The 21,251-nt window shown below is 53.3% G+C and carries 21 protein-coding genes and 1 other RNA gene; 14 read left to right on the forward strand and 8 right to left on the reverse strand.

Going from position 1 to position 21,251, the window contains the following annotated elements; translation table 11 throughout:
- Nucleotides 1-34: 34 nt before the first annotated feature.
- Nucleotides 35-928: a DNA-binding transcriptional regulator ArgP gene (argP, locus tag GHC22_RS04085; RefSeq protein WP_003825477.1), complete on the reverse strand. Its 894-nt coding sequence runs from the start codon at nucleotides 926-928 to the stop codon at nucleotides 35-37.
- A gap of 170 nt (nucleotides 929-1,098) precedes the next feature.
- Between argP and rpiA the strand changes: the two genes are divergently transcribed.
- Nucleotides 1,099-1,758 carry a ribose-5-phosphate isomerase RpiA gene (gene rpiA, locus GHC22_RS04090; protein ID WP_003825479.1) on the forward strand — a complete coding sequence of 220 codons (660 nt, stop codon included), beginning with the start codon at nucleotides 1,099-1,101 and terminating at the stop codon, nucleotides 1,756-1,758.
- Nucleotides 1,759-2,029: 271 nt separating this feature from the next.
- The gene (serA, locus tag GHC22_RS04095) at nucleotides 2,030-3,262 is read left to right on the forward strand and encodes a phosphoglycerate dehydrogenase (RefSeq protein WP_003825480.1); all 1,233 of its coding nucleotides are present in this window, start codon (nucleotides 2,030-2,032) and stop codon (nucleotides 3,260-3,262) included.
- Nucleotides 3,263-3,381: 119 nt separating this feature from the next.
- Here the strand turns inward: serA and GHC22_RS04100 are convergent, their stop codons facing one another.
- The 3 genes from GHC22_RS04100 to zapA form a co-directional block, all read right to left on the reverse strand.
- Complete coding sequence (locus tag GHC22_RS04100; protein WP_003825482.1) at nucleotides 3,382-3,978, reverse strand: 5-formyltetrahydrofolate cyclo-ligase; 597 nt, start codon at nucleotides 3,976-3,978, stop codon at nucleotides 3,382-3,384.
- A 19-nt stretch (nucleotides 3,979-3,997) separates the two neighbouring features.
- Nucleotides 3,998-4,181: non-coding RNA, 6S RNA (gene ssrS / locus GHC22_RS04105), on the reverse strand.
- Between the two features lie 41 nt (nucleotides 4,182-4,222).
- Nucleotides 4,223-4,552, reverse strand: a complete 330-nt coding sequence (gene zapA, locus GHC22_RS04110) for a cell division protein ZapA (RefSeq protein WP_003026980.1) — start codon at nucleotides 4,550-4,552, stop codon at nucleotides 4,223-4,225.
- Nucleotides 4,553-4,719: 167 nt separating this feature from the next.
- Here zapA and GHC22_RS04115 point away from each other — a divergent pair, with 167 nt between their 5' ends.
- The 8 genes from GHC22_RS04115 to GHC22_RS04150 all read left to right on the forward strand — a co-directional run bounded on the left by GHC22_RS04115 (nucleotide 4,720) and on the right by GHC22_RS04150 (nucleotide 14,925).
- The gene (locus GHC22_RS04115) at nucleotides 4,720-5,298 is read left to right on the forward strand and encodes a YecA family protein (RefSeq protein ID WP_003026978.1); all 579 of its coding nucleotides are present in this window, start codon (nucleotides 4,720-4,722) and stop codon (nucleotides 5,296-5,298) included.
- Nucleotides 5,299-5,322: 24 nt separating this feature from the next.
- Entirely contained in the window at nucleotides 5,323-6,648 is a 1,326-nt protein-coding gene (gene pepP / locus GHC22_RS04120; protein ID WP_048215582.1) for a Xaa-Pro aminopeptidase, read from the forward strand.
- On the forward strand, nucleotides 6,645-7,823 hold the full coding sequence (gene ubiH, locus GHC22_RS04125) for a 2-octaprenyl-6-methoxyphenyl hydroxylase (RefSeq protein WP_153752291.1): 1,179 nt from the start codon (nucleotides 6,645-6,647) through the stop codon (nucleotides 7,821-7,823). Before pepP ends, ubiH begins: the two co-directional genes overlap by 4 nt.
- Nucleotides 7,824-7,938: 115 nt before the next feature.
- Nucleotides 7,939-9,141 carry an FAD-dependent 2-octaprenylphenol hydroxylase gene (gene ubiI, locus GHC22_RS04130; protein WP_153752292.1) on the forward strand — a complete coding sequence of 401 codons (1,203 nt, stop codon included), beginning with the start codon at nucleotides 7,939-7,941 and terminating at the stop codon, nucleotides 9,139-9,141.
- Nucleotides 9,142-9,593: 452 nt separating this feature from the next.
- Nucleotides 9,594-10,688 carry a glycine cleavage system aminomethyltransferase GcvT gene (gene gcvT / locus GHC22_RS04135; protein ID WP_008785747.1) on the forward strand — a complete coding sequence of 365 codons (1,095 nt, stop codon included), beginning with the start codon at nucleotides 9,594-9,596 and terminating at the stop codon, nucleotides 10,686-10,688.
- A 25-nt stretch (nucleotides 10,689-10,713) separates the two neighbouring features.
- A complete protein-coding gene (gene gcvH / locus GHC22_RS04140; protein WP_003026965.1) occupies nucleotides 10,714-11,103 on the forward strand; it encodes a glycine cleavage system protein GcvH in 390 nt (129 codons plus the stop codon).
- Between the two features lie 127 nt (nucleotides 11,104-11,230).
- Nucleotides 11,231-14,104: an aminomethyl-transferring glycine dehydrogenase gene (gene gcvP, locus GHC22_RS04145; RefSeq protein ID WP_103015234.1), complete on the forward strand. Its 2,874-nt coding sequence runs from the start codon at nucleotides 11,231-11,233 to the stop codon at nucleotides 14,102-14,104.
- 77 nt (nucleotides 14,105-14,181) lie between these two features.
- The gene (locus tag GHC22_RS04150; RefSeq protein WP_153752294.1) at nucleotides 14,182-14,925 is read left to right on the forward strand and encodes an SDR family oxidoreductase; all 744 of its coding nucleotides are present in this window, start codon (nucleotides 14,182-14,184) and stop codon (nucleotides 14,923-14,925) included.
- Between the two features lie 93 nt (nucleotides 14,926-15,018).
- Here the strand turns inward: GHC22_RS04150 and bglA are convergent, their stop codons facing one another.
- Nucleotides 15,019-16,452, reverse strand: coding sequence for a 6-phospho-beta-glucosidase BglA (gene bglA, locus GHC22_RS04155; protein WP_103284743.1), 1,434 nt, complete (start codon nucleotides 16,450-16,452; stop codon nucleotides 15,019-15,021).
- A 120-nt stretch (nucleotides 16,453-16,572) separates the two neighbouring features.
- Complete coding sequence (locus tag GHC22_RS04160; protein ID WP_153753956.1) at nucleotides 16,573-17,301, reverse strand: MurR/RpiR family transcriptional regulator; 729 nt, start codon at nucleotides 17,299-17,301, stop codon at nucleotides 16,573-16,575.
- 52 nt (nucleotides 17,302-17,353) lie between these two features.
- On the opposite strand from GHC22_RS04160, the gene yqfB reads away from it, so the two are divergent.
- Together yqfB and GHC22_RS04170 are read left to right on the forward strand one after the other, a co-directional pair.
- Nucleotides 17,354-17,665 carry a N(4)-acetylcytidine aminohydrolase gene (yqfB, locus tag GHC22_RS04165; RefSeq protein ID WP_048225466.1) on the forward strand — a complete coding sequence of 104 codons (312 nt, stop codon included), beginning with the start codon at nucleotides 17,354-17,356 and terminating at the stop codon, nucleotides 17,663-17,665.
- A 163-nt stretch (nucleotides 17,666-17,828) separates the two neighbouring features.
- The gene (locus tag GHC22_RS04170; RefSeq protein ID WP_071445549.1) at nucleotides 17,829-18,491 is read left to right on the forward strand and encodes a hemolysin III family protein; all 663 of its coding nucleotides are present in this window, start codon (nucleotides 17,829-17,831) and stop codon (nucleotides 18,489-18,491) included.
- Between the two features lie 131 nt (nucleotides 18,492-18,622).
- On the opposite strand, the gene ygfZ is transcribed toward GHC22_RS04170, so the two are convergent.
- Nucleotides 18,623-19,606 (reverse strand): tRNA-modifying protein YgfZ, encoded by a 984-nt coding sequence (ygfZ, locus tag GHC22_RS04175; RefSeq protein ID WP_153752296.1) that lies wholly within the window; start codon nucleotides 19,604-19,606, stop codon nucleotides 18,623-18,625.
- A gap of 257 nt (nucleotides 19,607-19,863) precedes the next feature.
- On the opposite strand from ygfZ, the gene sdhE reads away from it, so the two are divergent.
- The gene (gene sdhE / locus GHC22_RS04180) at nucleotides 19,864-20,130 is read left to right on the forward strand and encodes an FAD assembly factor SdhE (RefSeq protein ID WP_003825514.1); all 267 of its coding nucleotides are present in this window, start codon (nucleotides 19,864-19,866) and stop codon (nucleotides 20,128-20,130) included.
- Complete coding sequence (locus GHC22_RS04185) at nucleotides 20,111-20,518, forward strand: protein YgfX (protein ID WP_003825515.1); 408 nt, start codon at nucleotides 20,111-20,113, stop codon at nucleotides 20,516-20,518. Before sdhE ends, GHC22_RS04185 begins: the two co-directional genes overlap by 20 nt.
- A 101-nt stretch (nucleotides 20,519-20,619) precedes the next feature.
- Here GHC22_RS04185 and fldB read toward each other — a convergent pair whose 3' ends face one another.
- Nucleotides 20,620-21,141: a flavodoxin FldB gene (gene fldB, locus GHC22_RS04190; RefSeq protein ID WP_003026933.1), complete on the reverse strand. Its 522-nt coding sequence runs from the start codon at nucleotides 21,139-21,141 to the stop codon at nucleotides 20,620-20,622.
- Between the last annotated feature and the right edge of the window lie 110 nt (nucleotides 21,142-21,251).

Consider the following 21,251-nt stretch of genomic DNA (forward strand, 5'->3'; position numbering starts at 1 on the left):
CGCCACCATCCGGCACTCTGAGGTTATGAGCGGTTTAATCCTGACGCAGTACGTTGTGACCATAGGCCAGCAGCGCATCGGTGACGTTGCGCATCATGCGACTTTCCGGTGCAAAACGGTGCCAGTACAGCATCCGGCGTTGGAACAGGCCCGGTGTTAAGTCGATAAGCTCGCCGCTTTCCAGTTCTTTCTCAATCTGTAAGTGGGGGATCATGCAGCAGGTGGTTCCCTGGCGCGCCAGTTGAACGAAGGCTTCAGACGAGTTAACGATATGGCACGGCACGCTGCCTGGCGGCAGGTCGAAGTTTTGTTGCAGGAACGCCTGGTGCATATCATCAAGATGGTCAAACGCTACCGCCGGGGCTTTCAGCAGGGCAGAGCGGGTGACGCCGTTAGGGAAATAACGCTCGGCGAAAGGTTTCGAGCCAACAAACAGGTAGTCCAGCGCGCCGAGTTTATCCACCAGACAGCTTGGCAGCGCCTGATGTTGAATACTCACCGCACCGACCACTTCACCACGACGCAGACGTTCCTGAGTTCGGGTTTCATCCTCAACCTGCAGGTTCAGCCGAATCGGCGAATTTGCCAGTACCGGAGCCAGCGCCGGAAGCAACCAGGTCGCCAGACTGTCGGCGTTCACCGCCAGTGAGAGCAGCAGCGGCGTCGAGCCGGTTTGTTCATCACCCAGCCACTCGTCTTCCAGCAGTTCAACCTGACGCAAAAGCGCCAGTAGTTTCTGCCCCTGTTCGGTTGGGCGTGGTGGTACGGTACGCACCAGCAGCGGTTGTCCGAACATATTCTCAAGCTGTTTTATGCGCTGTGAAACCGCGGATTGCGTGATGCACAGCTTTTGCGCCGCGCGCTCAAATCCTCGTTCACGAATAACCGCATCCAGTGCTTGTAGTGTTCTGTAGTCCGGACGTTTCATTGCTTTGACGCACTCCTGAAAATTTTGCTTGTTCTGCACTATGACACAAATTTAGGTTGGGTAAAGACGAAATCCGCCGCTTGCGAGCGGGTGTGGGGACATTTTTCTGCACAATGTTCTATAATGCGCGTGAATTTTCCCACCATATTCACACCACAGGCGAAACGATCATGACGCAGGATGAACTGAAAAAAGCAGTAGGATGGGCGGCACTTCAGTATGTACAGCCCGGTACCATTGTGGGCGTAGGTACAGGTTCAACAGCCGCACACTTTATTGATGCGCTGGGCACAATGAAAGGTCAGATTGAAGGTGCGGTATCCAGTTCGGACGCTTCAACCGAAAAACTCAAAAGCCTCGGTATCCACGTGTTCGATCTTAACGAAGTGGACAGCCTCGGCGTATACGTTGACGGCGCGGATGAAATCAACGGCCACATGCAGATGATCAAGGGCGGCGGCGCTGCGTTGACCCGTGAAAAAATTATTGCTTCCGTGGCGAAGAAATTTATCTGCATTGCCGACGCGTCCAAAGAAGTCGATATTCTCGGTAACTTCCCGCTGCCGGTTGAAGTGATCCCAATGGCGCGCAGCGCTGTGGCTCGCCAGTTGGTGAAGCTGGGCGGTCGTCCTGAATACCGTCAGGGCGTAGTGACGGACAATGGTAACGTGATCCTTGATGTACACGGTCTGGAGATCCTCGATGCCATCGCGATGGAAAACGCCATCAATGCGATTCCGGGCGTGGTAACCGTCGGTCTGTTTGCCAACCGTGGTGCGGATGTTGCGCTGATCGGTACGCCAGACGGCGTGAAAACTATCGTAAAATGATCTGACGGGAGTGTCTTCTCCCGTTAAAAAAATTTTGGCAGGGCAAATTTGGTGACTTGTGTCACGTTTATAATATTGTCCTGCCGATCTCTCCAAAGAAAAAGTTATCGCCAGTATTTTCCTCTGACATTTCTCTCTGAATGACATTTCTTCAGCACGGCGACGCAAACGTTCATATTGCCGCAATATTATTTTTTGATATGTTGAAGAGACGGATGAAAATCCCACACACAACACATCAGTTTGAACAAAAAAAGACAGGGTCGGGGAAATGGCAAAGGTATCACTGGAGAAAGATAAGATTAAATTTCTGCTGGTTGAAGGCGTGCATCAAAAAGCGCTCGAAAGCCTTCGTGCAGCAGGTTATACCAACATCGAGTTTCATAAAGGCGCTCTGGACACTGAACAACTGAAAGAGTCCATCCGTGATGCCCACTTCATTGGCCTGCGATCCCGTACCCATCTGACTGAAGATGTGATTGACGCCGCAGAGAAACTGGTCGCGATTGGCTGCTTCTGTATCGGCACCAACCAGGTTGATCTCAGCGCTGCGGCAAAGCGCGGTATCCCCGTGTTTAACGCACCATTCTCTAACACGCGTTCCGTTGCGGAACTGGTGATTGGCGAACTGCTGCTGCTGCTACGCGGCGTACCCGAAGCTAACGCCAAAGCACACCGCGGCGTGTGGAATAAACTGGCTACCGGCTCGTTTGAAGCGCGTGGCAAAAAACTGGGGATCATCGGTTATGGTCACATTGGTACTCAGCTAGGCATTCTGGCGGAATCGCTGGGGATGCACGTCTATTTCTATGATATTGAAAATAAACTCCCGCTCGGCAACGCCACGCAGGTGCAGCATCTTTCCGACCTGCTCAATATGAGCGACGTGGTCAGTTTGCACGTACCGGAAAATGCCTCCACCAAAAATCTGATGGGCGCGCGTGAGATTGCGTTGATGAAACCAGGCGCGCTGCTGATTAACGCCGCACGCGGCACAGTTGTTGATATTCCTGCGCTGTGCGACGCGTTAGCGACCAAGCACCTGGCAGGGGCAGCAATCGACGTATTCCCAACCGAGCCGGCAACCAACAGCGATCCTTTCACTTCGCCGCTGTGTGATTTCGACAACGTGATCCTGACGCCGCACATTGGTGGTTCAACGCTGGAAGCACAGGAAAACATTGGTCTGGAAGTGGCTGGGAAACTGACCAAGTATTCCGACAACGGCTCTACGCTGTCTGCAGTTAACTTCCCGGAAGTTTCGCTGCCGCTGCACGGCGGTCGTCGTCTGATGCACATTCACGAAAACCGTCCGGGCGTACTGACTGCGCTGAACCAGATTTTTGCCGAGCAGGGCGTCAACATTGCCGCGCAGTATCTGCAGACTTCCGCACAGGTAGGTTACGTGGTTATTGATATTGAAGCGGATGAAGATGTGGCAGAGAAAGCGCTGCTGGCGATGAAAGCCCTTCCGGGAACCATTCGCGCTCGTCTGCTGTACTGATTTCCTCTACATGGGCAGGCGGTTGACCTGCCCATCTTTCCTCTGATTTCCCGGCCTCAAAATCTCTTCCTGTCACGCATACATTCTGTTTTCGAGCCTTGCCGCAATTGGTAAAAAAGCTACCACTCCCAGATTTTGGACGGCGTCACCACCGCAGGCAGCGGGATATCCCATTCTTCGACAGGTAGCTTTTCCACTCGCTGACAATCGTGCGCGTAGCCTACGGGCTGGATCTTATGCTGCTGCCAGTTTTGAAGCGTTCGATCGTAAAATCCACCGCCCATACCCAGGCGTTGCCCGACCTCATCAAATGCCACTAACGGCGTAATCAGTACATCCAGCTGTGAGAGCGGCAATACGTCACGTACATCAAGCCGTGGTTCCTGGATCTTTAAGCGATTGGTTACCAGGTCGCTGTGCGGATGATAGTGCAGGAACAGCAGGTTGCCAGGGCTGAAGGGGTGAAGAACTGGAAGATAGACGCGCTTGCCTGCTCGCCACAGCTGATCTATTAGCGGCTGGGTATCGAGTTCGCCATCGAACGAGAGGAATACCGCCACGGTATGAGCGAGTACAACAGGGGGATAACTGAGCATTCGGGTCGCGGCTTGCTGACCGTATTGTCGTTGCTGTTCGGAAGTAAGCGCGCGACGACGCTGCCGAATCAGTTGACGGATTTCTTGCCGGGATAAAGGAAGTTCAGAAAGTAATGTCATGGCTGTTGCCAGGTAGAAGGGAATCTCCGAGATGCCGCCGCAGGCTGTAACCCTTGAACCCTTGGTTCAAGGTGAATGCGTCGTCACAGTTTTAAGGCTTCTCGGACGGGCCGAGCATGCTCACCAACCGTGGAGCGCCACATTCTTGTGGTATGAAATATCGGCTCAGGGGACTGGCCCGCTTGCAAACATCTCAGAGAAATTTTGTCTTCACGGTCACTCTACCACAGTAAACCGAAAAGTGTTATTCAAAGTTTTGGCCCGTTTTTTCGGTTATGCGACCCTGATCAAGCAACGCCTGTTCGATGGTCTGTTGTAGCATCCGAATACGTTGTTCCATGCTCGCCGCGTACTCACGCGTCTTCGCTTTTTCCTGAGTTAATTCATAGCTGATGTTCAACGCGGCGATGAAAACCAACTGCTCAGTATTTGTGACTCTAGTGCGAACTTTCAGATCTTGCAATCGCTGATTGAGATCGTCCGCAGCCTGATTCAACGCATCCCTTTGTTCAGGCGGGCAATTCACTCGCAGTGAACGGCCAAATATTTGGATATCGACGGGTTGTGCAGACATGCCACCTTCCTGCTGATTGACTGCGCTGCCTTCGTCTCCAGACCGTGGGTCCGCGAAGGGGCGACACTATAGCTACCCTGGTATCAAGATACAAGCCCTTTTCTGGTCCACCAGGGTCCAAAGTGGTAGCATATCATGAATATTCCTCCCTTTGATGACGAATGCTTATGTCTATACAGAACGAAATGCCTGGTTACAACGAAGTTAGCCAGTTTTTGAACCAACAAGGGGCTGGATTAACCCCGGCCGAAATGCACGGCTTGATAAGCGGAATGATTTGTGGCGGAAACAACGACAGCTCATGGCAGCCGCTGCTGCACGACCTGACGAACGAAGGTCTGGCCTTTGGTCATGAGCTGGCTCAGGCGCTGCTGAAAATGCACTCAGCCACCAGTGATGCCCTCGAAGACGACGGCTTCCTTTTTCAGCTTTATCTGCCTGAAGGGGATGACGTCAGCGTGTTTGATCGCGCCGATGCGCTGGCGGGATGGGTAAACCACTTTTTACTGGGCCTTGGCGTCACGCAGCCGAAGCTCGACAAAGTGACCGGCGAAACCGGGGAAGCGATTGACGACCTGCGCAATATCGCTCAATTGGGATATGACGAAGACGAAGATCAGGAAGAGCTGGAAATGTCGCTCGAAGAGATCATCGAATACGTGCGCGTAGCCGCCTTGCTGTGCCATGACACGTTTACGCGTCAGCAGCCGACCGCGCCGGAAGTCCGTAAACCGACTCTGCACTAAGAACGAAACGCAAAGGAGAGTGTGATGAGCGAGATATCTCAGCAAGAATTCCAGCGTCGTCGCCAGGCTTTACTGGCACAAATGCAGCCCGGCAGCGCCGCGCTGATTTTTGCCGCACCGGAAGCGACGCGTAGTGCGGACAGTGAATACCCTTACCGCCAAAGCAGTGATTTCTGGTACTTCACCGGTTTTAACGAACCTGAAGCCGTGCTGGTGCTGATTAAAAGTGATGACACTCATAACCACAGCGTTTTGTTCAATCGGGTTCGCGATCTGACGGCGGAAATCTGGTTTGGCCGCCGTCTGGGCCAGGATGCTGCCCCGGCAAAACTTGGCGTTGACCGGGCGCTGGCCTTCAGTGAAATCAACCAACAGCTGTATTTGCTGCTCAATGGTCTGGACGCGGTATACCACGCCCAGGGCGAGTATGCCTGGGCAGACGAGATTGTGTGCACGGCGCTGGATAAACTGCGCAAAGGCTCCAGACAAAATCTGCACGCGCCTGCCGCGATTATCGACTGGCGTCCGATGGTGCATGAAATGCGCCTGTTCAAATCACCGGAAGAAATTGCGGTCATGCGTCGTGCCGGAGAAATCACCGCACTGGCGCATACCCGCGCGATGGAAAAATGCCGTCCGGGAATGTTTGAATACCAGTTAGAAGGGGAGATTCACCATGAATTTACCCGTCATGGCGCGCGTTATCCGTCCTATAACACGATTGTCGGCAGCGGTGAAAACGGCTGTATCCTGCATTACACCGAAAATGAAAGTGAAATGCGCGATGGCGATTTGGTGCTGATTGACGCTGGATGCGAATACAAAGGCTATGCGGGTGACATTACGCGTACCTTCCCGGTAAACGGTAAATTTACCCCAGCGCAGCGTGAAATCTACGATATCGTACTGGAATCCTTAGAGACCAGCCTGCGTCTGTATCGTCCCGGAACGTCCATTCAGGAAGTCACTGGCGAAGTGGTGCGTATCATGATTACGGGCCTGGTGAAGCTTGGCATTCTGCACGGTGATGTCGATCAGTTGATTACCGAAAATGCGCACCGCCCATTCTTTATGCATGGTCTAAGTCACTGGCTGGGTCTGGATGTGCACGACGTCGGCGTTTATGGTCAGGACCGCTCACGTATTCTTGAGCCGGGAATGGTACTCACCGTCGAACCGGGACTGTATATCGCACCGGATGCCGATGTACCACCGGCCTATCGTGGTATCGGTATTCGTATTGAGGATGACATCCTCATCACCGAGGACGGCAATGAAAACCTGACCGCCAGCGTAGTGAAGAAAGCTGATGACATTGAAGCCTTAATGGCTGCGGCGCGACTGCAATGAGCGTGATTATCGTTGGTGGTGGTATGGTTGGCGCGACGCTGGCGCTGGCCATTTCCCAGCTCAGTCATGGGACTCTGCCGGTTCATCTGATAGAAGCGAGCGAACCTGAAACTGACCGCCATCCCGGGTTTGACGCCCGGGCGATCGCGCTGGCGGCAGGTACCTGCCAACAGCTGGCGCGAATTGGCGTATGGCAGGCGATTGCCGATTGCGCAACGGCCATTAAAACGGTTCACGTCAGCGATCGCGGCCATGCCGGATTTGTGACGCTGGATGCGCAGGAATACCGTATTCCGGCTCTGGGCCAGGTGGTAGAACTGCACGACGTCGGGCTGCGTCTGTTTGCGCTGCTGCGCAAAGCACCGGGCGTCACATTGCACTGCCCCGACCGCGTAGCCAGCGTGTCGCGCACGCAGGAGCACGTTGAAGTGACGCTGGAGAATGGCGAGATGATTACCGGTCGCCTGCTGGTGGCTGCTGACGGCACGCGTTCCGCACTGGCGACTGCCTGCGGTGTTGACTGGCTGCAACAGCCTTATGAGCAACTGGCGGTGATTGCCAACGTCACGACCTCTGTACCGCACGATGGGCGAGCGTTTGAACGCTTCACGCAATATGGCCCGCTGGCAATGCTGCCAATGTCTGACGGTCGCTGCTCGCTGGTGTGGTGCCATCCGCTGGAGCAGCGTGATGAGATCATGGCCTGGTCCGACGAACAGTTTTGCCGTGAACTGCAAACCGCTTTTGGCTGGCGACTGGGACGTATTACCCAGGCTGGTAAACGCAGCGCTTATCCGCTTTCGTTAACTACGGCGCTGAAAGCGATTACCCATCGTACCGTGCTGGTAGGGAACGCCGCCCAGACGCTGCATCCCATTGCCGGGCAAGGTTTCAACCTTGGCCTGCGCGATGTAATGAGCCTTGCTGAGACGTTGACGCAGGCGCAGAACGGCGCGGAAGATGTGGGTGATTATGCGGTGCTGGCACGCTATCAGCAGCGCCGCGAGCGCGATCGCGAGACGACGATTGGTGTGACCAACAATTTAGTGTATTTGTTTGCCAATCACTGGGCCCCGCTGGTTGTTGGGCGCAATGTCGGGTTGATGGCGATGGAATTATTCACCCCTGCGCGCGATGCGCTGGCGGAGCGGACCCTGGGTTGGGTTGCACGATAAATATGACCTGTAGGCCGGATAAGGCAACGCCGACATCCGGCAAGGGTCCCCGCAAAAATGCCTGATGGCGCTGCGCTTATCAGGCCTACGGATTACAGGTTTCGAGGTACAAACAGTGCAAAGTGTTGATGTAGCAATTGTTGGTGGCGGCATGGTGGGGCTGGCGGTTGCCTGCGGCCTGCAGGGCAGTGGGTTGCGCGTTGCTGTATTAGAACAACATGTTCCGCAGCCGTTGGCGGCGGATGCACCTCCTCAGCTTCGCGTTTCGGCCATTAATGCAGCCAGCGAAAAACTGCTTACCCGTCTTGGCGTCTGGTCCGACATTGTTGCCCGTCGCGCTTGCTGCTACCACGGCATGGAAGTCTGGGACAAAGACAGCTTTGGACGCATTGAATTTGATGACCAGAGCATGGGTTACAGCCATTTGGGCCACATCGTTGAAAACTCAGGAATCCATTATGCGTTGTGGCAAAAGGCGCAGCGTTCAGCGGATATTACGCTGATGGCGCCAGCTGAAATACAGCAGGTGGCCTGGGGCGAGAACGAGGCATTTCTGAGCCTCAAAGATGGCGCAATGCTGACGGCGCGTCTGGTCGTCGGTGCCGATGGTGCTAATTCCTGGCTGCGCAATAAAGCGGACATTCCGCTCACCTTCTGGGACTACCGTCATCATGCGCTGGTGGCGACTATCCGTACGCAGGAAGCTCACGGTGCGGTTGCGCGTCAGGCGTTTCATGGCGAGGGGATCCTGGCATTCCTGCCACTCAGCGATCCACACCTGTGTTCTATCGTCTGGTCGCTCTCGCCGCAGGAAGCAGAACGTATGCAGCAGGCAAGCGTTGACGAGTTTAATCAGGCGCTGAATATCGCCTTTGATAATCGTCTGGGGCAGTGCAGCCTTGAAAGCGAACGTCAGGCGTTTCCGCTGACGGGACGTTATGCTCGCCAGTTCGCGGCCCATCGTCTGGCGCTGGTTGGGGATGCGGCGCATACCATCCACCCGCTGGCGGGTCAGGGGGTTAACCTTGGCTTTATGGATGCGGCGGAGCTGATCGATGAACTTAAGCGGCTACAGCGTCAGGGCAAAGATATTGGGCAGTATCTCTATTTACGCCGCTACGAGCGCAGCCGTAAGCACAGCGCAGCGCTGATGCTGGCGGGGATGCAGGGTTTCCGTGAACTGTTTGCAGGCGAGAATCCGGCGAAAAAACTGCTACGCGATATTGGGCTGAAACTGGCCGATACCCTCCCGGGCGTAAAACCACAACTCATCCGTCAGGCGATGGGACTGAACGATCTTCCCGAGTGGTTACGTTAGTGTCCGTAAGGACAATCTTAAGAGTTTGAGACCCGTCACACTTTCCTCTCCCGGCCTTCGCGCCGGGGTGCTTCTCTCATTTGAAATAATCTAATTCCACGCCTTTTTTCGCATTAGTTTTTCTAATATTACGTTTTTTTCATAACGCCATTTTTGACATTTTTTCCACATTTAATGTGGATTGGCGCTGTAATTTTGCGCTTATCTTTGTTTGTTGTTCTGATTGATTGCTATATGTATGGAGTTTTATTCTGTTGGCGATCTGGCTGTTTTTCGCCATAAGCTAATGTGATGGTTAATTTTGACTTATGGTTTAGCGTCTGTTTCGGTGGTAAGTTCAGGACAAAGAGAACGTTTGCGTCGTAGCCCCTGGAGCGGCTGCGGTGCTGGGTTTCGTGGCGAAAATTTCACCGCGAAAGAGTTGGTAGCCCCGCTTATTCAACGAGGAAAAGATGGCTCAACAGACTCCTTTGTACGAACAACACACGCTATGTGGCGCGCGCATGGTCGATTTCCATGGCTGGATGATGCCACTGCATTACGGTTCTCAGCTCGATGAACACCATGCTGTTCGCACCGACGCCGGAATGTTTGATGTGTCGCATATGACCATCGTCGACCTGCGCGGTAGCCGCACCCGGGAGTTCTTGCGTTATCTGCTGGCAAACGACGTTGCGAAGCTAACGAAATCGGGTAAAGCCCTCTACTCCGGGATGCTCAACGCTTCGGGCGGCGTGATAGATGACCTGATTGTCTACTACTTCACTGAAGATTTCTTCCGCCTCGTTGTAAACTCCGCCACCCGCGAAAAAGACCTCTCCTGGATTACCCAACACGCTGAACCTTACGCCATCGACATCACCGTTCGTGACGACCTGTCGCTGATTGCGGTGCAGGGGCCAAATGCGCAGGAAAAAGCAGCCACGTTGTTTACTGACGAACAGCGCCATGCGGTAGAAGGTATGAAGCCGTTCTTTGGCGTTCAGGCGGGTGATTTGTTTATCGCAACCACCGGTTATACCGGCGAAGCAGGCTATGAAATCGCCATGCCGAATGAAAAAGCGGCAGATTTCTGGCGTGCGCTGGTACAGGCTGGTGTCAAACCTTGTGGTCTCGGCGCGCGCGACACCCTGCGTCTGGAAGCGGGTATGAACCTGTACGGTCAGGAGATGGACGAAGGGATTTCTCCGCTGGAAGCCAATATGGGTTGGACCATTGCGTGGGAACCTGCCGACCGCGACTTTATTGGTCGTGAAGCACTGGAAATGCAGCGCGAAAAAGGCCACGAACAGCTGGTCGGGCTGGTGATGACTGAGAAGGGCGTGCTGCGTAATGAACTGCCAGTGCGTTTCACCGATGCTTCTGGCAACCAGCATGAAGGCATTATCACCAGTGGCACATTCTCCCCAACCCTGGGTTACAGCATCGCGTTGGCGCGCGTGCCTGCGGGTATCGGTGAGACTGCGATCGTACAGATCCGTAACCGTGAAATGCCGGTAAAAGTGACTAAACCTGTTTTTGTGCGTAACGGCAAAGCCGTCGCGTAATTCATCCTTTTTTGGAGATTGATTGATGAGCAACGTACCTGCAGAACTGAAATACAGCAAAGAACACGAATGGCTGCGCAAAGAAGCTGACGGCTCTTACACCGTTGGTATCACCGAACACGCTCAGGAGCTGTTAGGTGACATGGTTTTCGTTGACCTGCCAGAAGTTGGCGCCACCGTCAGCGCGGGCGATGATTGCGCCGTTGCGGAGTCCGTAAAAGCGGCATCCGATATCTATGCGCCAGTAGGCGGTGAGATTGTTGCGGTTAACGATGCGCTCAGCGACTCCCCGGAACTGGTCAACAGCGAACCGTATGCGGGCGGCTGGATTTTCAAAATCAAAGCCAGCGATGAAAGCGAAATTGAATCGCTGTTGGATGCCACTGCGTACGAGGCATTACTGGAAGACGAATAAGATTGTGCCGGATGGCACTGCGTTTATCCGGCCTACGGTTTTATGTAGGCCCGGTAAGCGTCAGCGCCACCGGGCAATTGAGTTAGAGACAATCACGATTCACTGCACGTTTCAGGAACCATCGCCCATGACACAGACGTTAAGCCAGCTTGAAAACAGCGGCGCTTTCATTGAACGCCACATCGGACCGGACGCCGCGCAGCAGCAAGAGATGCTGAATGCGGTTGGCGCCGAGTCGTTAAACGCGCTGATCGGCCAGATTGTGCCGAAAGACATTCAGCTCGCAACCCCGCCACAGGTGGGCGAGGCGGCGACCGAATACGCTGCGCTGGCTGAATTAAAAGCCATCGCCGGGCGTAACAAGCGCTTCACGTCCTACATTGGCATGGGCTACACCGCCGTGCAGTTGCCACCGGTTATTCTGCGTAACATGCTGGAAAACCCAGGCTGGTACACCGCATATACGCCGTATCAGCCGGAAGTCTCCCAGGGACGACTGGAAGCTCTGCTGAACTTCCAACAGGTCACACTGGACCTGACGGGCCTGGATATGGCTTCCGCTTCTCTGCTGGATGAAGCCACTGCGGCTGCTGAAGCCATGGCGATGGCCAAACGTGTCAGCAAACTGAAAAATGCCAACCGTTTCTTTGTGGCGGCTGATGTTCACCCGCAAACGCTGGACGTGGTTCGCACCCGTGCAGAGACCTTTGGCTTTGACGTCATTGTTGATGACGCGGCGAAAGCGCTGGATCACCAGGATGTGTTTGGCGTGCTGTTGCAGCAGGTTGGCACTACCGGTGAAGTGCACGACTACAGCAAACTGATTGCCGAGCTGAAATCCCGTAAAGTTGTGGTCAGTGTTGCTGCCGACTTTATGGCGCTGGTACTGCTGACTGCACCGGGCAAACAGGGCGCGGATATTGTTTTCGGCTCTGCGCAACGCTTCGGCGTACCGATGGGTTACGGCGGCCCACACGCGGCATTCTTCGCCGCTAAAGACGAATTCAAACGCTCCATGCCAGGCCGTATTATCGGCGTATCGAAAGATGCGGCGGGCAATACCGCACTGCGCATGGCGATGCAGACTCGCGAGCAGCATATCCGCCGCGAGAAAGCGAACTCCAACATTTGTACCTCGCAGGTTCTGCTGGCCAACATCGCCAGCCTGTATGCCGTTTATCATGGTCCGGTTGGCCTGAAACGTATCGCTAATCGCATCCACCGCCTGACTGATATTCTGGCGGCCGGTTTGCAGCAGAAAGGGCTGAAGCTGCGCCATGCGCACTACTTCGACACTCTGTGTGTTGAAGTGGCCGACAAAGCGGCTGTTCTGGCGCGTGCCGAAGCGGCAGAAATCAACCTGCGTAGCGATATCCATAACGCGGTAGGTATTACGCTCGATGAAACCACCACCCGTGAAAACGTGGTGCAGTTGTTCAATGTTCTGCTGGGCGACAGCCACGGTTTGAATATCGATACGCTGGATAAAGATGTGGCGCTCGACAGCCGTTCCATTCAGGACAGCATGCTGCGTGACGATGCGATCCTCAGCCATCCGGTGTTTAATCGCTATCACAGCGAAACCGAAATGATGCGCTACATGCACTCGCTGGAGCGCAAAGATCTGGCGCTGAACCAGGCAATGATCCCGCTGGGTTCTTGCACCATGAAGCTGAACGCTGCCGCCGAGATGATCCCTATCACCTGGCCGGAATTCGCTGAACTTCACCCGTTCTGCCCGCCAGAGCAGGCAGAAGGTTATCACCAGATGATCGGCCAGCTTTCCGAGTGGCTGGTAAAACTGACCGGTTATGACGCCGTCTGCATGCAGCCGAACTCCGGCGCGCAGGGCGAATATGCGGGTCTGCTGGCGATTCGTCACTATCACGAAAGCCGTAACGAAGGCCATCGCGATATCTGTCTGATCCCGGCTTCTGCCCACGGCACCAACCCGGCATCCGCACAGATGGCGGGGATGCAGGTTGTGGTTGTCGCGTGTGATAAGAACGGCAACATCGACCTGGACGATCTGCGAGCAAAAGCAGAACAATATGCTGCGAATCTCTCCTGCATCATGGTGACCTATCCGTCTACTCACGGCGTGTATGAAGAAACGATCCGTGAAGTGTGCGACGTTGTACACCAGTTTGGCGGCCAGGTTTACCTCGATGGCGCGAACATGAACGCTCAGGTTGGGATCACCACGCCGGGCTTTATCGGCGCAGATGTCTCGCACCTCAACCTGCATAAAACATTCTGCATTCCGCACGGCGGCGGCGGCCCAGGTATGGGACCGATTGGCGTCAAATCACATCTGGCACCGTTTGTACCGGGTCACAGCGTAGTGCAGATTGAAGGAATGCTCACCCGTCAGGGCGCAGTTTCAGCGGCGCCGTTCGGTAGCGCATCCATTCTGCCAATCAGCTGGATGTACATCCGTATGATGGGTGCAGAAGGTCTGAAGCAGGCAAGCCAGGTAGCTATCCTTAACGCTAACTACATTGCCAGCCGTCTGAAAGATGCTTATCCGGTACTGTATACCGGTCGCGATGGTCGCGTGGCGCATGAATGCATTCTCGATATTCGCCCACTGAAAGAAGAGACCGGCATCAGCGAACTGGATATTGCCAAGCGTCTGATCGATTACGGTTTCCATGCGCCGACTATGTCATTCCCGGTCGCGGGTACCCTGATGGTTGAACCGACTGAATCTGAAAGCAAAGTGGAACTTGATCGCTTTATCAATGCGATGCTGGCAATCCGCGCTGAAATCGATCGCGTGAAAGCCGGTGAATGGTCACTGGAAGATAACCCGCTGGTTAACTCACCGCACACGCAAAACGAGCTGGTCGCGGAGTGGAATCACGGTTATAGCCGCGAAATCGCCGTCTTCCCGGCTGGTGTGGCGAACAAATACTGGCCGACCGTGAAACGCCTTGATGATGTTTACGGTGACCGTAACCTGTTCTGCTCCTGCGTGCCGATGAGCGAATATCAGTAACTTTTCCGCGCAGTAAAGCTTTTGTAGGCCGGGTAAGGCGAAGTCGCCTCCCGGCTTTTTCATATCTGGAGGTATCCATGGGAATCGCACTGGTTACTGGCGGCAGTCGCGGCATCGGGCGGGCAACCGCGCTGCAGTTAGCGCAAGAGGGTTACACGGTTGCGGTTAACTTTCATCACAATATCCGTGCGGCAACGGAGGTGGTGAATATTATTGTCGCTGTCGGGGGAAAGGCGTTTGCTCTACGGGCTGATATCAGCGATGAAAGCCAGGTTGTGGCAATGTTTGAATCTATTGACCGCGAAGGTGAACCACTGACTGCGTTAGTGAATAATGCCGGGATTTTGTTTGAACAGAGCACGGTGGAAAGCCTAACCGCCGAAAGAATTAACCGCGTGCTGGCGACCAATGTTACCGGCTATTTTTTGTGTTGTCGGGAAGCGGTAAAGCGGATGTCGTTCAAACACGGAGGGCAAGGCGGGGCGATTGTGAATGTGTCTTCGGCGGCATCGCGGCTTGGTGCGCCATTCGAATATGTTGATTACGCGGCCTCAAAAGGCGCTGTGGACACGCTCACCACCGGCCTTGCGCTGGAGGTTGCAGCGCAAGGGATCCGCGTAAACTGCGTGCGACCTGGTCTTATCTACACTGAAATGCACGCTTCAGGCGGCGAGCCGGGAAGGGTCGATCGCGTGAAATCGATGTTGCCTATGCAGCGCGGAGGACAACCGGAGGAGGTCGCGCAGGCGATTACCTGGCTGCTGAGCGAGAAGGCGTCGTACGTAACGGGCAGTTTTCTGGAACTGGCTGGCGGGAAGTAGGATTTAATCGCCGGATGGCGCTATGCTTATCCGGCCTACGGGAATTTAATCTGTAGGCTGGATAAGGCGTATACGCCGCCATCCGGCAAAAAATCAAAGTTTCTCGCCGTTGCTGGCAATCACCTCTTTGTACCAGTTAAAACTTTTCTTGCGTGAACGCGACATATCGCCGGTGCCGTCGTCGTGTTTGTTCACGTAGATAAAGCCGTAACGTTTGCTGTACTGACCGGTGGTGAACGAGACACAGTCGATGCAGCCCCACGGCGTGTAGCCCATCAGGTCTACGCCATCATAGGTTACCGCTTTCATCATCTCTTCAACGTGGGCGCGCAAATAGTCGATGCGATAGTCGTCGTTGATGCTGCCGTCTTCTTCCACTTTGTCGTAGGCACCAAATCCGTTTTCTACGATAAATAGCGGTTTCTGATAGCGCTCATACAGTTCACATAAGGCGTAACGCAGACCGACCGGATCAATCTGCCAGCCCCAGTCGGACGCTTTTACGTGCGGGTTCGGTACGCTGCCCTCAAAACCAGAAATGGCATCGCCGCTGCCGCCTTCCGCTTTTACCGCGTTGGTCATGTAGTAACTGAATCCGAGATAGTCACAGGTGCCTTCACGCAGGATTTGCTCATCTCCGGCTTCCATTCGGATGTTGAATTCGCGGCGTTCCCACTCGTTCAGTACATATGATGGATAGTAGCCGCGCAGTTGAACGTCGGTGAAAACGTAGCGCTCACGCATCGATTCCTGCGCGAACATCACATCTTCAGGCTTACAGGAGAACGGGTAAAGTGGCACCATCGCCAGCATGCAGCCGACTTTCATTTCCGGGTTGATGCGGCGTGCGGCTTTCACTGCCAGAGCGCTGGCCACGAACTGGTGATGCAGCACCTGGTACATGGTTTCTTCCGGGTTTTCATGCTCGGTATACACCACGCCGGAGCAGCAATAACCAAACAGCGGTGCGCGCCAGTTGCGCTGGTTGTTGATCTCGTTAAAGGTCATCCAGTATTTGACCTTGTGCTTGTAGCGCTCAAAAACGACTTCAGCAAATCGGACAAAGAAATCGACGACTTTACGATTGGTCCAGCTACCGTATTGTTGAACCAGGTGCAGCGGCATTTCAAAGTGGGAAAGGGTGATGACCGGTTCGATGTTGTACTTCAGCAGTTCATCGAACATGTCGTCGTAGAACTTTAGCCCTTCTTCATTCGGCTGGCTTTCATCCCCTTTGGGGAAGATACGCGTCCAGGCGATTGAGGTACGGAAGCATTTGAAGCCCATCTCGGCAAACAGCTTAATGTCTTCTTTGTAATGACCGTAAAAATCGACGGCTTCGTGGTTGGGGTAGTACTTACCGGGCACAACTTCCTGAGTGATTTCTCGCGGAACGCCGTGCGCACCACCGGTCAGTACATCGCAAATACTGGGGCCTTTGCCACCTTTGTTCCAGCCGCCTTCAACCTGGTGCGCCGCAACCGCGCCGCCCCATAAAAAATCTTTTGGTAAGGTAAGTTTTTTCATCTGCGCTCAGTCTCAAATTAATACAATCTGATTTTGAGTCTAACAAAGGAAAGATAAATGTCACGATATAACAAAATAGCGCTAATGTGATTTGTTACATCCAAAAAACAGATTGTTTTTTTACGCTATTCTTTTCGCCAGCTTGCGGCCGAGTGACTCCAGAATATAAATAACAGGGATCTGTGTGGTTATATCGTATACCCCGGCAATGCGCGTCTGTGGAACGTGCCAGGAGAGATTAAAGTCAGCCAATTTGGCCAGCCGCGAATGTTCATTACTGGTGACTGACAGGACCTTACAGTTATGCAGGCTGAACTGGCTGGCAAAACGCAGGATCTCTTCTGTTTCACCGGAAACGGAAAGCACGATCGCCAGCGCGTTTCTGGCCATGTCATTCGTTACCGGGAAATAAGGGTCATCAATGTGATTACTGAATTTTCCAACGTTTGAGAAAAAACGTGCGCCATATTTGGCTAAGGCTCCGGATGTTCCCGCCCCAACGAATATAATACGCTCGGAAGATAATATAATATCAACAGCCTGATCGAGCAGATTATCGAACTCATCGTTATTAACGCCTTTAAAGAAGCTGATAATTTCGCTAGCACCGAAATTAGCCTGTTGCGGTTCATTCTGCTCTAAATATAATTTGAAGCGCACGCGAAATTCTGAGTAACCTTCACACTTAAGCTTGCGGCAAAAGCGCAGTACGGTGGTAGTGGAAACACCCACGGCATCGGCCAGTTCGCGAATGGTCATGTACATGACTTTGTCACGGTTTTTGATGACATAGTTGTAGACCAGCATCTCAAGATTGTTGAGACTGGCGATGGCAGCGTGGGAGAACATACTCACAATGGCAAAACTCACTCATCAGACTTCATCTACAGGGAATAATAACATGCAGCCAAATGACATCACTTTTTTTCAGCGTTTCCAGGATGACATTCTGGCCGGACGCAAGACCATCACTATTCGTGATGAGTCTGAATCACACTTCAAAGCCGGGGACATTTTACGGGTTGGGCGCTTCGAAGATGACGGTTACTTCTGCACGATTGAGGTTGTTGGCACCTCAACCGTCACGCTGGATACGCTGACGGATAAACATGCCCAGCAGGAAAATATGACGCTTGAAGAACTTAAACATGTCATTGCCGAGATTTACCCGGATCAGACGCAATTTTATGTGATTGATTTTAAATGTCTTTGATTTTAATGGTACGCATGTTAGCTGAAATTTAAAAACTAACACCATGATTTTTAATGGTAAATATTTATCTGGTAATTATTTTAGCTAACAGGTGTTCACTGGAACCATTCTCAGTTACGCTAGAGGAGCAATCACGATAGGGTTCGTTTCTCGGGAGTAAGTTATGGTTCAGAAGCCATTAATCGCGCAGGGATATTCGCTGGCAGAGGAAATAGCCAACAGCATCAGTCACGGTATCGGGCTGGTGTTTGGGATTGTCGGACTGGTGTTGTTGCTGGTTCAGGCAGTGGATACCAATGCCAGCGCTATGGCGATTACCAGCTATAGCCTATACGGCGGCAGCATGATCCTGCTGTTCCTCGCCTCAACCTTGTATCACGCGATCCCCCATCAGAGAGCGAAAGTCTGGCTGAAAAAGTTCGACCACTGTGCGATTTATCTGCTGATTGCCGGGACCTACACGCCATTTCTGCTGGTGGGGCTTGATTCGCCGCTGGCACGTGGACTTATGATTGTTATCTGGAGCCTGGCGCTGATCGGTATTTTATTCAAACTGACCATCGCACACCGGTTTAAAATTCTGTCGCTGGTGACTTACCTGACAATGGGCTGGCTTTCGCTGATTGTGGTGTATCAACTGGCGGTGAAGTTGGCGGCGGGAGGCGTGACGTTGCTGGCTGTTGGCGGTGTGGTGTATTCGCTGGGCGTAATTTTCTACGTCTGTAAGCGTATTCCTTATAACCATGCGATCTGGCACGGCTTTGTGCTGGGCGGCAGTGTTTGCCACTTCCTGGCGATCTATCTGTACGTGGGGCAACACGCATAGATTCAGTGCAACCCCGGGGGCGGCGTAAACGCCTCGCCCGGGCTGTATTTTGTTGGCCGGACGAGGCAATGCCGCAATCCGGCGGCCTGTGCCGAATTGCCTAATGGCGCTGCGCTTATCAGGCCGACCAATTACTCTTCGTCTAACGAATATGGCAGCGGTACGATACGCAGCGTTTTTGCGTCGTCACGGACGCGGAACACGCTGTCGGCCTCCATGTCGTTATTCATCACAACCTGCACTAGTACCTGACCATCGGCCAGTTGTACTGCAGCAAGTACGGTACCAGTACGACGCCAGTTCTCGCCCATTTTTAATTCAAGGTCTTCGCCAGCTTCCGGTACTCGACCGGCGGCACCCGCCAAAGTCCACATGGCGCGTTTGTTGGCTCCGCGGAATTTTGCACGAGCCACCATTTCCTGACCGGTGTAGCAGCCTTTTTTAAAGCTGATCCCGCCCAGAGCCTGCAGATTGGTAGCCTGTGGAATAAACTGTGCACTGTTGGCTGTATCAATCACGGGGATACCCGCTTCGATATCCAGCGCCAGCCACTGCTGGCTGTTATTTAACTCAGCTTCGCCACGCAGCTTTTCAACCAAGGTTTCTGCGGTGGTGGCATCAACGATCAGCAGAAAACGTTCGGCAGGGTGTTCGAACCACAATACCGTGGAGGCACCTTCGGTAATGACCTGCTTATCACTGTTCGGTAATTCGCTGAAGATATTGGCCAGCGCTGCACGAGCCTGGAATCCCGCTACGCCCAACAGGACGCGTTCGTCGTCTGGGGCGATCGCCACCTTCGAGAAGACCGCGTATTTTTTCAGCTCAGTGAGCTGCGCATCACGCAGGCTACGGCGCTCAAGCCATGCAAAACCGTCACCCCGGCGGAACAGACGCAGGTTGCTCCACATTTTACCTTTGGCGTCACAATGTGCAGCCAACAGGTGCTGATGCTCGGTCATCTGGCTGACATCCGCCGTGACCTGACCCTGAATATACTTCTCACTGTCGACACCGGTGATGGTGGCGAGCGCCCAGTCATCGAGCGTCATTAGCGTCAGAGGTAAACGCGTTGACGCAAAAGGCTGGCGAGGAGGAAAAGATGTAAAAGCCATAATAATGTCCTGATTTGCTTAACGCAGTGATGATGACTAATGGTAAAAGAGCTATGGCCCATTGCAAGCGGTTTAAACAGGCTATTTGTGCCATATATTGTGCTTTGCGAGGAGACATCCAAAATTGGTGAATCCTTTGGCTTAATAAGGTTTTATTTAGCGAGCGAGCTTCAGTTTACTGATATTCCCGTAAAAAGAGCGGGAAAAACACGTTACAATAGCGGGATACTTCGTTTTCGCGAGACAGGGAGAAGAACATGGATATTAACAACAAAGCACGTATTCATTGGGCATGCCGCCGCGGTATGCGCGAGCTGGACATCTCGATCATGCCGTTTTTTGAACATGAATATGACAGCTTAAGTGACGAAGAAAAACGTATCTTCATCCGTCTGCTAGAATGTGATGATCCAGATTTATTTAACTGGTTGATGAATCATGGGAAACCAGCTGATGAGCAGCTGGAACAGATGGTGCGACTTATCCAGACACGGAATCGGGAACGTGGTCCAGTGGCAATCTGATTTACGCGTATCATGGCGCGCGCAGTGGCTTTCACTGCTAATTCATGGGCTGGTCGCGGTGTTTATTTTATTGATGCCCTGGCCATTGAGCTACACCCCATTATGGCTGGTTTTGCTCTCTCTGGTGGTGTTCGATAGCGTTCGCAGTCAGCGTCGAATCAACGCCTGTCAGGGTGAGATTCGGCTATTGATGGATGGCCGTCTGCGCTGGCAAGGGCAAGAGTGGTCTATCGTTAGCGCCCCCTGGATGGTTAAAACAGGTATGATGCTACGCTTGCGATCTGATGCCGGAAAACGTCAACATTTGTGGCTGGCAGCAGACAGTATGGATGATGCAGAGTGGCGGGATTTACGGCGGTTGATGCTGCAAAAGGCGAAGCAAGGGTAACGCATGACACATGCCTGATGGCGCGCAGCTTGAAGGCCAACAGTTAGGTGCGTCATGCAGGCCGGATAAGGCATTTACGCCGTCATCCGGCAAATCGGTTATCAGGACCAGTGCTCGGCCATTTCCCCAAGAATTTGCTCGCACCAGGCCTGAATGCGTTCATCGCTGAGATCGTACTGGTTCGTCTCATCCAGCGCCAGGCCAACAAACAGCTGTCCATCAGCAATGACGGGTTTATCGCTGGTGAATTCGTAGCCTTCTGTGGGCCAGTAGCCGACAAACTTTACACCTTTGGTGATCAGTTTATCGTGCAGCATACCCAACGCATCCAGGAACCATTCGCCGTATCCCAACTGATCGCCCATACCGTAAAGTGCGACAATCTTGCCTTCCAGGTTGAGGTCGTCCAGTTGCTCCCAGACCGCTTCCCAGTCCTCCTGAATTTCACCGAAATCCCAGGTTGGGATGCCCAAAATGAGCACGTCATATTGCTCCATTAGGGTCGGGGAATCGTCTTTGAGGTTGTGCAGTGTCACCAGTTCGGGACCCAGGATATCGCGGATTTTTTCTGCTGCCATTTCGGTGTAGCAGGTGCTGGAACCGTAAAAAAGACCCATGTTCATGACGTAAACATCTCAATTCTGCTGTAGCGTTGCGGGTAGTGTAACAGAATCGCCGCATTCTCGGCACAATGAGGCATAATGCATCAAAAATGAGAGTGGAATAAGGGGCG

Origin of the sequence: Citrobacter sp. H12-3-2 (assembly GCF_009649895.1) — a bacterium.
In the GTDB taxonomy this organism is placed as follows: Bacteria; Pseudomonadota; Gammaproteobacteria; order Enterobacterales; family Enterobacteriaceae; genus Citrobacter; species Citrobacter portucalensis.